This is a genomic window from Skermanella aerolata KACC 11604 (assembly GCF_000936425.1).
In the GTDB taxonomy this organism is placed as follows: domain Bacteria; phylum Pseudomonadota; class Alphaproteobacteria; order Azospirillales; family Azospirillaceae; genus Skermanella; species Skermanella aerolata.
Genome location: NZ_AVFK01000088.1, coordinates 1 through 11,209 on the forward strand (window position 1 = coordinate 1; position 11,209 = coordinate 11,209).

Genomic DNA, 11,209 nt, shown 5'->3' on the forward strand with positions numbered 1-11,209 from the left:
ACTGACGCCGAACAGAGGCTTCATCGATCATGCCGATGAACCTACACGACGTCATGCCATCCGAAAATTATCTACTCGAAGAGGTCGCAATCCTGTTCACTTATTTTGGATCAGATCCTAAGTCCGACAGGCTGCTAGTCGAACGAACTCACTGCATCACCGACTGTCATGTCGTCGCCCGCGACCTCCTGGTATCCGATTTCGCTCTCATATTTCTCCTTCGAAGCAATATCCTCAGCGGAAAGCGAGGTCGTCATTCGGCCTTCCCGGTCAATCCTGAACTCTGTCAGCGAGACAACGTGACGAGAAGCCTTGTTCAGCAAAGACACAACGCCAAATACGCTCGGTCCGCTGCGAACGATACCTTCAAACTTGCCCAAAGACTCGCCGGACGATGTTTGGAGAGTTCGGCCTTGGAGATCAGCGGGGGTATGGCCCAAAATCTTGGCATCGTAGTTTTGGCCAGCTGGTGTGTTGCTATACTGGGCGATAGCGTTACCACTGATCCCAACCGCTAAGACAACGACAAAAAAGTAGATTTTCCATCTCATAACAATTTCCGATGTGATTCATTGCTGAATTCTAAAACAGTGGCATCTCGATTCCATTCCCGGCTGCTCTGTTAAATAACTGGAATTTTTAGTCCGACCGCATGGTGGCTTTATCGGCAGGCGCCTGAGCAAGCCGTTAGCGGTCGTTAAAGTCCTGAAGAAGCTGAGTTTGAGCTACGCTCAGGCAGTCACGGCGTTTGCCAGCAGGGGCGACACATGAAAAGTTTAGTCTCAACTTACCGGAGCTTTATCCAGCGGTAATATGGGTGAACCTGGGGTCACGACAAGAACTGTGCGTAGCTGTACGACACAGAAGAACCAATCGGCAACTCGACGTCGGGCTCCTGTATCTTCCTTAGGATTCGATCGCCAGCGGCCAACGGGAAACCTGGGATTGGCAGCGCCGGCACCGCGCCGCGATCTCCCGCTCGGTTGCCTCATGCTGACGACCCGGTGATGGCCAACATAGATGGCCAACTTACATCGGCTTTGCCATTCCTGACCATGCCGTCTACGGTGGGCCCGGTTCGGTATACCCATTCTGGCCTCCTCCGCCATGAAAGTCACCCGCACCTTCCGGCCGCTCCGCAGGCCAAAGAGAAATTCATCGCAGTCACCTGATCCGCAGCACCGTATGTTTACGTTAGGTTCTTCTCTGTCGTACAGCTACGCACAGTTTTTGGCGTGACCCACATATGGGCAATCCGGCATCCAAATTCATCGACGGCAGATCACATCTCCCGAAACTATGCGGCGATCCACTCGTAACGGTTTGGCATGTCACCCTCTTGCCTTGGACCAAATCATAGAGAAATCGAAGAAGAGGCTTATCTCACCTATCGGCCAAAGGCGGCAATCGGCTGCCACAGCGGAGGTCCCTGTGCCCGACAATCCTGAGCGAAGCGCTCCTGACCCAGCTTTCGCCATCAGCGGCGAACTGAGCACGCTGATGCGCACTTTCGACTGGTCGCTGACGCCTCTCGGTTCGCCGGAGAACTGGCCGGCAGTACTGCGCACCCTCGTCACCCTGATCCTGGGTGCCGGGCAGCCCATGTTCGTTGTTTGGGGACCGGAGCACATCCTGCTCTACAATGACGCCTGTGTCGGGATCATGGGACCGAAACACCCGGCGGCGCTGGGCCGGCCCCTGCTGGAAGTCTGGTCGGAACTCCGGGACGACCTTGAACCTGTCCTGGCACGAGCCTGTACCGGCGAGGCGCTCCCGATCGACGACAACGCGCTTGTCCTGCACCACATCGACTCTCCGGACGAGATGCGTTTCTCCTGCACACCGATCCGCGATGATACCGGCACGCTTGCCGGCTTGTTCTGCGTTTGCCCGCAGACAAGCGGCCCGGTGCTCACCAGGCATCGGTTGGCGGCCGGGACGGAGCGGCAGCTGTTCAAGCAGGCGCCGGGCTTCATCACCATCCTGCGCGGCCCCGAGCACGTCTTCGAGTTCGTCAACGATGCCTACGCGCGGCTGTTTGGCGGCCGCGACTTCGTCGGCAGCACAGTGCGCCAGGTATTTCCCGATATCGTCGGGCAGGGGTTCTACGAATGGCTCGATCAGGTCTATGCCACCGGCAAACGGTTCATTGCCCACGATGTCCCAATTCGCCTTCGTCCCATGTCAGATGCCGCGCCCGAGGAACGCTTTCTCGACTTCATCTACGAGCCGGTGATCAATGCGAACGGCCAAGTCACCGGCATTTTCGTTGAGGGCTACGACGTCACCAACGCGCACCGGGCGCGGGAGGCGCTGCAGCAGCTCAACGACACGCTGGAGGCGCGTGTTGCTGATCGCACCGCCAGGCTCCAGGCCAGCGAGGCCCGCCTGCGCGCCATCTTCGAGACGAGCTACCAGTACCAGGGGTTGATGGCGCTGGACGGCACGCTTCTGGACGCCAACGCGGCCTCGCTTGAGGGTATTCGAGCCAGGATCGGGGATGTGGTTGGGCAACCCTTCTGGGAGACACCCTGGTTCACCGGCACGCCCGGCATGCCCGAGGCAGTGCGTGCGGCCATCCCGCGGGTCGTGGCCGGTGAGACGGTGCGCCGGGAGATCGTCGTGAATCTCCCGACCGGCCAGCGGGCGTTCGACTTCTCGATGCGTCCCATACGCGATGAAACCGGGCGGGTCATCGCCATCGTGCCGGAGGCCGCCGAGCTGACCGAGCGGCGACGGGCCGAGGAGCAGTTCCGCCAGGCGCAGAAGATGGAGGCCATCGGTCAGCTGACCGGCGGCGTGGCCCACGACTTCAACAACCTGCTGACCATCATCCGCTCCGCCACCGACTTCCTGCGCCGGCCTGATCTCACCGCGGACCGGCGGCAGCGCTATCTGAATGCAATCACCGAGACGGTTGACCGCGCCACGAAGCTCACCGGTCAACTGCTCGCCTTCGCGCGCCGCCAGCCGCTCAAGCCTGAAGTATTCGACGTAGCCGGGCAGGTGCGCGGCGTGGCGGACATGCTGCGCACCATCGTGGGTGGGCGCATCCGGATTGTGACCGACCTTACCGACGAGCATTTCTTGATCGAGGCCGACATCAGCCAGTTCGAGACGGCACTGGTCAACATGGCCGTCAACGCCCGTGACGCGATGAACGGCGAGGGTGTCCTGACACTGCGGATCAGGAGCGTATCCGGCCTGTCCGCGCATCGGAGACACAGGCACGAAGCGGACCGGTTCGTTGCCATCTCGCTGAACGATACCGGCACTGGCATCGCGCCTGATAAGCTGGAGCATATCTTCGAGCCGTTCTTCACCACCAAGGAGATTGGCCAGGGCACGGGCCTGGGATTGTCCCAGGTCTATGGCTTCGTCAAGCAATCGGGCGGCGACGTCGTCGTCGATAGTGACCCGAACAGGGGCGCCACCTTCACGCTCTACCTGCCGCGGGTCGAGCACGAGGCGGCGGACACTATCCCAGCTGACGCACCGGGAGCGCTGCCGCCTGAGGATGGACGTGGGTGCCGGGTGCTAGTCGTGGAGGACAACGTCGAGGTCGGCATCTTCTCAACGCAGCTGCTCCAGGACCTGGGCTACCAGGCGACCTGGGCAGCCAGCGCCAATGAGGCGCTCAACCTGCTGGGCCAGCAGCATAACTTCGACGCCGTGTTCTCCGACGTGGTCATGCCGGGGATGGGCGGGGTTGAACTTGGTCGGGAGATCCGCCGCCGGTACCCGGGCCTTCCGGTGGTGCTTGCCTCCGGGTACAGCCACGTGCTGATCGCGGAGGGTCGACATGGCTTTGCGCTGGTGCGGAAGCCCTACACGGTCGAGGAGCTGTCGCGCGTGCTGCGCCAGGCGATACAGGAACATCCAGGGACCAGTTAAACTGCGCCCACTTCGAGGGCCAGGTTTCTGCTGTCCGGATGAGATATGTCTCTGGCGCTGTAGACGGTCAGCCGCGCGGCGACTTTGATACTGGTGCGGTCGTCGGGACCGGGTAGCCGGCAGTTCGGGTTGACGAGCTCAGGTTTAGTCTGGTTCGATTGCGAAGTAATCGGCAGGGACAGTCAGCCTGACGGTCAGACCAGCATCCGGATCGAGAGCCAGGTCGGCGCCGATCTGCTCAACCAGAACATCGACGATGTCGCTGGTCTGCGACGCATCATCGATTGACCATGAGATTTGCCCGGTTGCTGCCGGGCCGACCGTAAGTTCGACGACGCCAGTCTCCTGCCGGCGCCTGAGCACAACCCTGATCGTGGCCGGCTCTGCCGTTCCATTGCCGAAGTGCCGGCACTGCGCGGCGATCAGCTCGTTGGCGATCAGGCCGAGGGGCACGGCGGCCTGGATATCGCACAGCAGCGGTTCGGCCTCGACCGCGATTGCGACGCTGTCCTCGAACAGAACCGCCAGCGCACCGCAGGTCTCCCGCAGGTGCCGGCCGAAGTCGATCGCCGTCCACTGGCCGAAGTTCTCCAGCTGCTCGTGAATGCTGCCCAGTACACGGACACGCTGCGTGATCAGAGCGAACTGCCGGCGCAGAGGGGGAGCGCCCCGCCTGGCTTCCAGGTTGAGCAGGGCAATGATTGTTTGAAGATTGTTGCGGACCCGGTGATGGATCTCGAGGATCAGCCTCTCCCGCTCAGCCAGCCGTGCTTCAAGCTCGCGGCGGGCCTGCTGCAGGGCCTGCTCAGCCTCGACCTGCCGCGTGATGTCGTGCTGGTAACCCACGAAGTAGGCTGCAATGCCGGCTTCGTCGATGATCGGGCTGATGTGCAGCTGGTTCCAGAAGGATGAGCCGTCCCGGCGGTAGTTCAGCAGCCTGACGCTGACGGGACGCCCCTGCTCGATCGCGGTGCGCACCTGATCGCTGACCTCACAGTCAGTGCCGGGTCCGCTGAGAAAGCGGCAATTGCGTCCGACGATTTCGTCATGGCCATAGCCGGTCAGCTGCAGGAAAGCCTCGTTGGCGAAGACAATCGGGTTGTCAGGTTGCTGCGGATCGGTCAGCTCCGTCGGGGTGTGAGATGCCTGGACCACGGCGACGAAGGGCCAAGCCTCCATGTTATGATGCGTCCGGACAGAACTCAGGGTTTGAGGGGCGTCTTTGGAGGTGGTCACATTGTTCAAGCCGAACTGGTTGCTGATGTTATGGCAGGCAACAGGGCATGAACCGGGTTTGTGCCGCCTTGTGGCCAAAGATCAAACGGAAAAGGTCATCGATCTGCCTGAAGCGTCCCGCTTTGGGTCGTCGCTGATGAACGTTTCCCGAGCCCTGGAGGTTCGAATGCAGCAATCTTATCCCAGCCCTGTCTGCTTGAGCGCGGTCAGGATGAGCTTGGCTACAGCCCCCATCGCCGTGTCGACGCAGCTTTCCATTTTTTCCATCCATCCTGAATTTTGACATACGTCAAAGACATGCCGGTAACACCGCGCGCTTTTGTTGAGGAAGACCGTCAGTCAAATCGGATCAAGCGGGCAAGGGCTAATCGAAAGGAAAGGGATATGGCTGAGAATCACGATGGCCCGGATCGATGTGTCCTGGAAATCGACGGCAGCGCAGCCGGCATCCTGCTGCGGGAGGAGGATGGCGCCTACCAGTTCTTCGCGGCGGACCCTGGAGCGGCAGTTCTGGACAGACGACGGTTTGGATCACGGCTTCGGGCGCAGGTGGAAGTGAAACGCGTACTTTGCCGGAGCGGACGGGAGCCTTGAGGAAAATCCCGACCAGCAATCTCTCCTGCCGGCGAGACAAATCGCTCTCTAAAACAGAACGCTGACAGCAATCGGACTGATCGTCGGGTGCTTGTTGGATTTTCAAGGCAAAACTCCACAGTCTGCAGCTGCTTGCCACGGTGGGGCAGGCTTGTAATGCCGCGAACTTTCAAAGCCGAGCCAGGTGCACGGGAGGTTGATTGTGGCTGACGCGATGTACCACCCGAAGGACATCGCCATGGTCTACCAGGTTGCGGGTGTTGGGTGACCGGAGCGATAAGCGCATACAATCAGGCAGCTGTTTAACCGAATGTTAACCATTTCGGTAACAGGCTGCCTTTGACGTCAGCCAGCGATCAACAGGCGGATACTAGCGGGTCAGCTGGCTGTTCAGGTATCGGTTCCCGGCACAACTCCATGGAGATTTGTCCCACCAGCAGCACTGTCACAGATGCCCATATCCAATCACAGCCGACACGTGCGGGCTCGTTCCTCCGGAAGACATTCTTCCGACTGAAAAGCACCTGCACGGGAGCTCCCCGGTACTGCTGCTGCGGGTTTTGGCACCATCCCGGCATAGCCGGTCCGGGATCAGCCGTTTTCAGTTCATGCTGCCCGGCGGACGGGCAGCATCCGCCCAATCGCAGGAGATCTCCCTCCATGCGTCTGATCCACCGGGTCATCCTTATCCTGGCAGCCGCCACGGCGGTTCTCGTGATTGGCAACACGCTGATCCTCCACCTGATTGTCGCCACGGAGTTCAGGACGTTGGAGAGCACGCTCGCGGTGCGCAACGCCGACCGCGCCGTCGACGCCATCGCCGGCAACCTCGCCCAACTGAAAGCCGCGGCCCTCGACTGGGCGCGCTGGGACAGCAGCTACGACTTCATGCGGGGCCAGCATGTCGAGGAGTTCATCAGCCAGAACCTCGTGCCCCAGAGCTTCAGCGGCATCCAGGTCAATCTCATGTACTTCGTCCGGCGGGACGGCACGGTCACCTGGGGCGGGACCCTCGATCCCGCCACCGGGCACTCGATCGATCCTGCCGGCTTCCTGTCGGACCGCCTGCCGGCTGACCGGATGGCCCTGTTCACGCAGGAGCAGGACGGACAGGAGGTGCCGTCCGGCATTTTGATGACCGACAAAGGTCCGCTGCTGGTTGCCGCCGTCCCTATCCTCAGGGCCAACGGCAGCGGTCCCGACGCCGGTCTCCTGATCCTGGGCCGGTTCCTCGACGACACTCTGGTCGATCAACTCGGTCAGCAGGTCCACACCCGCTTTACCCTGGCTCCGGTCGGCTCAGGTGCGTCGGCGGCGGGAGTGCTCCAGGAGCCGACCGGAGAGCTGGTGCCACGCGACGCGAGTGCTGAGCGTGAGGAAACCCGGATCACGGTCGAGGATGATCACCTGAGCGTCGACGTCCGGCTCAGGGACATGGCGGGTAATCCGGTCCTGGTGCTGAAAACCAGCTACTCCCGCCGGATCAGCGCCGCCGGCACCGGCATGGTCAATTTGGTGCTGGGGCTGATGACGGCTGTGCTGGCGGCAACTGGGCTGGCAATGCTGGCGATGCTCAACCGCACCGTTGTCAGGCCGGTTGCAACACTGCTGGAGCGGGTCCTGGAGGTGCGCGGAGCAGCTGTCCGGTGCGGCTCCAATACGCTTGTTGGAGAAGACGAGATCACCGTCCTGGGGCGGGAGTTCGAGGAAACGCTGAGACAGCTTGAGGAAACCCGCAATAGGCTGATTGAGCAGAGCTTCTACACTGGTGCCGCGGAGCTGGTCAGCGGCATGACCCACAACGTGCGTAATGCGCTGACGCCGATCTCGATCAAGCTGTGGAACATCGGCCGCGCCCTCGACCGGATCCACCTTGACCGGATGGCGAGTGTGGTCGAACGGCTTGCGGCCGGTACGGCCGACCGGGAGGACTGTGTCCCAGCCACGGCCTACCTGACGGCGTGCGTTGACAACCTGCATTCCAGTCATGACGCGATCAGGGCCGACCTTGCCGTGATCGGCGACCAGACCACCCATATCGAGCAGGTCTTCCAGGATCACGAGCGCTTCAGCCGGGCCGAACGCCGGATCGAGACCATCGATCTTGCCTGGATAGTGGAGGAAGCGGTCAGGCTGCTGCAGCACGGCGAGGCAGTCAGCCTTTCAGTCCTGCCGGATGTCGCCACCCTGCCGCCGGTCCGGGGCCACGCCGTCATTCTGACGCAGGTGTTCGGCAATCTTGTGGTCAATGCCGAGGAGGCCGTGCTGAACGCCGGCCGGGGAACCGGCACGATCACGGTCGACGGCGGGGTCGTTGACCACAACGGCGTCGACATGATCGAAGTACGTTTCAGCGACGATGGCCAGGGCATTGCGCCGGATCGGCTCGACCGCATCTTCGAGCGCGGCTACAGCACGCGCCGGAATGGATCAGGCGGCATCGGCCTGCACTGGTGTGCCAACAGCTTGGCGGGCATGGGCGGCAGCATTGAGGCGCGAAGCAACGGTATAGGCCACGGTGCCACCCTGGTCGTTCGCTTGCCGGTTCAGGAGAAGACCTTCAGCCTGGACAGCACGCAGCAGGCGCCGGAGCAGGTCCGGCACAGCTGACCCGGGAGGCCGCCAGACAACCTCGGACATCCTGCCCCGACTAGGATGAAGGGAAATGTAAGGTGGGGGACTGGGGCAAGGTCCAGCATATGGCTGTCCGGACGAAAAAACAGGTCGCCGCATCCAGTGGGCAACAGATATTCCGTGACTACTTCAGAGGGGAGCGATAAAGCTTGGGAAGTACGCGTTCCGCGTGCGGACTTTTGCCATATTGCAAGGATTACACTCTCTCTTGGCTTGTTTCAGTGATGACAACTCAACACACCAGCTCATCTGTGCCGTTGCTGGGGAAGGAAGATCGTGGAATTTACAGAACACCCCACAGACATACTGCTGCTCGCCTATGTCGATGGCGAGCTTGACTTAAACCAGCGACACGCCGTCGAGGATCTGCTGGCCCATGATATGGCGGCATGCCAGCGTGTTGCCCAGTTTCAGGACCTGAACCGGCTGCTCAAGGAAGCCTTCCCGGAAGGCAGCACCGTCGCGTGATCACAGGCGGCTGTCGCCTGCAGCATCCCGGCACAGGCTTTGCCGCATCGTCCCGATCAGCGTCAGGCGACCGCGCAGCAGGCGGGCGCTGAGCACCGCAAGGGATACGTCAAGGATCCGGGCGGCATCCCGGTAACTCAGGCCCTTGACACAGACCAGCAGAACTGCCAGGCGCTCGTCGCTAGGCAGAGCATCCACCGCATGCCGGAGCTGCGACATCGTTGAGGGGGACGGTGGGGTGCTCACGAGAGTCTCCGGCAAAGTGCAAACCGCACTACGGTAGGGCAGCCAGGAGGAAATAGCCGCCGCACATCGAACTTCAACTTACGGTACAAAATGCCGCAGGTCTGCGAGCCGTCCCGTTTCTGATCCGGTGCTTTGCTGGCGATTGTGGCGCTGAGGCACAGGGGGCTTCCGACTGATCGGGGCCGCTGGGCAAACCACGGCAGCCATAGGCCGGTACGCAGCAGCGGCTGATCATCTCTTTTGAGAACGAATCCCTCTCCAACGAGCAAGCCTTGAACTCCCCCGTCATGACAAAAAACAGTCTTAAAGTATATAAGTATCTTTCCTGATTGCTTCCAAATTTGAAAGACGGCGATAACTTCGATGCTTGAACCAATCGACAAGCATTGCGGCTGTCGCTTATCAACGGATTTGGACATGACCTCGCTGATGCAGCAGGATGTGCAGCACGCCATCATCGACCTGATACCCGATCTGCGGCGCTTTGCCCGCTCGCTGACCGGATCGACCGATGCCGCCAACGAGCTGGTTCAAACGGCCTGTCAGCGCGTGCTCAGCTGTCCGGAGGCACTGGCTGCTGTTGAACAGCCCGCGAGCTGGATGTATTGGATCATCCGGAACGGGACTGTCAAGGGAATGGGGGATTTGCGCTGAGCAAGCTATGACCAGCTGTCCGTTTCAGCGGCTGGGGAATGAGGATGAAGTTGGTTTTGCGCTTGGTGGAAATGGGATCGGACGGTTCGAACCGCAGTGTCGACGTGCTCGAAATCATGAGTCGGAATGATCCCGGCGACATCGCGGCTTTGGGTATAACCCTGTCGCAAGGCAAACAGCTTCTGGGTCTCATCCAGCAGGAGTTCGTCGCGGCGCAGTGCCGGGACCATGCCGCGCGGCGGCCGACCTGCCGGTCATGCGCAGCGGTGTGCCAGGTCAAGGATTACCGTTCGCGCCAGATCGCCACCCTGTTCGGCCAAGTCACCGTCCGTCTGCCGCGCTTCCGCTGTGCTGGTTGCGGCACGAGGGAGACCGCTGTCGACTGGCCAGCGCGCTGCCGATCGACGCCTGAACTCGATCAGCTTCAAGCTCACCTGTCTGCCCTCATGCCCTACCGGACAGCCGCCGACCTGCTCGAACATCTTCTGCCGGTCGATGCCGGCATCAGCCACGAAAGCATGCGTGCCCGCACCTTGAGGTTCGGCGAGGCGTTGCGCGACGGCGCCGCGCTCGAACCGACAACTGCCGCCTCGGCGATCATTTTGTCGTTGGACTCCACTTTCATCCGCAGCTGCGAGGAGGACCAGCGCCATCTGGAAGTCCGGCTCGGCAATGTCGAGGCACCTGATGGATCCCGGCAGGTCTTTGCCGCGGTCGCCAAAACCGACACCGCGATCGCGGCGCTGATCCAGCGCAGCCTTGCCGAGGTTGGTCAGGTACAGGAGACCGGGATTACCGCCTTCACCGATGGCTGTTCCGGGCTGCGCTCGATCCTGGTCGATGCCGGTGTCACGGCCTCGCCGGGCCTCGACTGGTTCCACATCGCCATGCGGTTGCAGCATGCTGAGAAGACAGCCGGCAGCCTGCCGGCTGACACCTCGGAACGAGAGAATGCCAAGGTGGTGATCGTCGCGGAAGTCGATCGCCTGCGCTGGCGCATCTGGAATGGCAAGGCCAAGAATGCCAAGCTCACCCTCGAGCGCATCCGGGCTGTCATGCCGGTCTTCCAGGGCGAACAGAGCGGCCGAAAGACGGATCCGCCGTCACGCCGACTATGGACGGCACTGCGCGAGATCGACCGCTATCTGACCAGCCAAAGCGCCTGGCTGGTCAACTATGCTGAACGCCACCGTGCCGGTTTGCGGGTCGGCACGTCGATCACCGAAGGCACCGCCAACTTCCTGGTCAACCGTCGCATGAACAAATCCCAGCAGATGCGATGGTCCCGCCGCGGCGCTGACCTCCTGCTCCAGGTTCGTTGCGCTGTCGTCAATGGCAAGCTTGGTTCTGGGCCCGGTCAGATTTTCAAAGCTGAAGCCGATCCTGTGTCCAACCTGCCTATGGCTGCCTGATCCCCCATTCCGTTGACAGTCCCCATCGTGGCAATCGGCGTCACCGTGGTGGTTTACGGTGCGGTGGCCCT

The 11,209-nt window shown here is 61.4% G+C and carries 10 protein-coding genes; 7 read left to right on the forward strand and 3 right to left on the reverse strand.

Features of this window, described 5'->3' with window-relative positions:
* Positions 1 to 134 precede the first annotated feature (134 nt).
* A complete protein-coding gene (locus tag N826_RS37120; protein ID WP_044437518.1) occupies positions 135 to 551 on the reverse strand; it encodes a hypothetical protein in 417 nt (138 codons plus the stop codon).
* Positions 552 to 1,431: 880 nt separating this feature from the next.
* Between N826_RS37120 and N826_RS37125 the strand changes: the two genes are divergently transcribed.
* A complete protein-coding gene (locus N826_RS37125; protein WP_052832749.1) occupies positions 1,432 to 3,894 on the forward strand; it encodes a PAS domain-containing protein in 2,463 nt (820 codons plus the stop codon).
* 144 nt (positions 3,895 to 4,038) lie between these two features.
* On the opposite strand, the gene N826_RS41060 is transcribed toward N826_RS37125, so the two are convergent.
* A complete protein-coding gene (locus N826_RS41060) occupies positions 4,039 to 5,073 on the reverse strand; it encodes a PAS domain-containing protein (RefSeq protein ID WP_052832750.1) in 1,035 nt (344 codons plus the stop codon).
* 58 nt (positions 5,074 to 5,131) lie between these two features.
* On the opposite strand from N826_RS41060, the gene N826_RS43925 reads away from it, so the two are divergent.
* The 4 genes from N826_RS43925 to N826_RS37145 all read left to right on the forward strand — a co-directional run bounded on the left by N826_RS43925 (position 5,132) and on the right by N826_RS37145 (position 8,826).
* Positions 5,132 to 5,413, forward strand: coding sequence for a hypothetical protein (locus N826_RS43925; protein WP_147041270.1), 282 nt, complete (start codon positions 5,132 to 5,134; stop codon positions 5,411 to 5,413).
* 101 nt (positions 5,414 to 5,514) lie between these two features.
* Positions 5,515 to 5,724, forward strand: coding sequence for a hypothetical protein (locus tag N826_RS37135; RefSeq protein WP_044437519.1), 210 nt, complete (start codon positions 5,515 to 5,517; stop codon positions 5,722 to 5,724).
* A gap of 660 nt (positions 5,725 to 6,384) precedes the next feature.
* Complete coding sequence (locus N826_RS37140; protein ID WP_044437520.1) at positions 6,385 to 8,334, forward strand: CHASE4 domain-containing protein; 1,950 nt, start codon at positions 6,385 to 6,387, stop codon at positions 8,332 to 8,334.
* Between the two features lie 300 nt (positions 8,335 to 8,634).
* On the forward strand, positions 8,635 to 8,826 hold the full coding sequence (locus tag N826_RS37145; RefSeq protein WP_044437521.1) for an anti-sigma factor family protein: 192 nt from the start codon (positions 8,635 to 8,637) through the stop codon (positions 8,824 to 8,826).
* On the opposite strand, the gene N826_RS37150 is transcribed toward N826_RS37145, so the two are convergent.
* The gene (locus tag N826_RS37150; RefSeq protein WP_147041269.1) at positions 8,827 to 9,072 is read right to left on the reverse strand and encodes an RNA polymerase sigma factor; all 246 of its coding nucleotides are present in this window, start codon (positions 9,070 to 9,072) and stop codon (positions 8,827 to 8,829) included.
* A gap of 417 nt (positions 9,073 to 9,489) precedes the next feature.
* On the opposite strand from N826_RS37150, the gene N826_RS37155 reads away from it, so the two are divergent.
* Positions 9,490 to 9,726 carry an RNA polymerase sigma factor gene (locus tag N826_RS37155; RefSeq protein ID WP_052832752.1) on the forward strand — a complete coding sequence of 79 codons (237 nt, stop codon included), beginning with the start codon at positions 9,490 to 9,492 and terminating at the stop codon, positions 9,724 to 9,726.
* A 44-nt stretch (positions 9,727 to 9,770) separates the two neighbouring features.
* Positions 9,771 to 11,138, forward strand: a complete 1,368-nt coding sequence (locus N826_RS37160) for an ISKra4 family transposase (protein ID WP_044437522.1) — start codon at positions 9,771 to 9,773, stop codon at positions 11,136 to 11,138.
* The last annotated feature ends 71 nt before the right edge of the window (positions 11,139 to 11,209 follow it).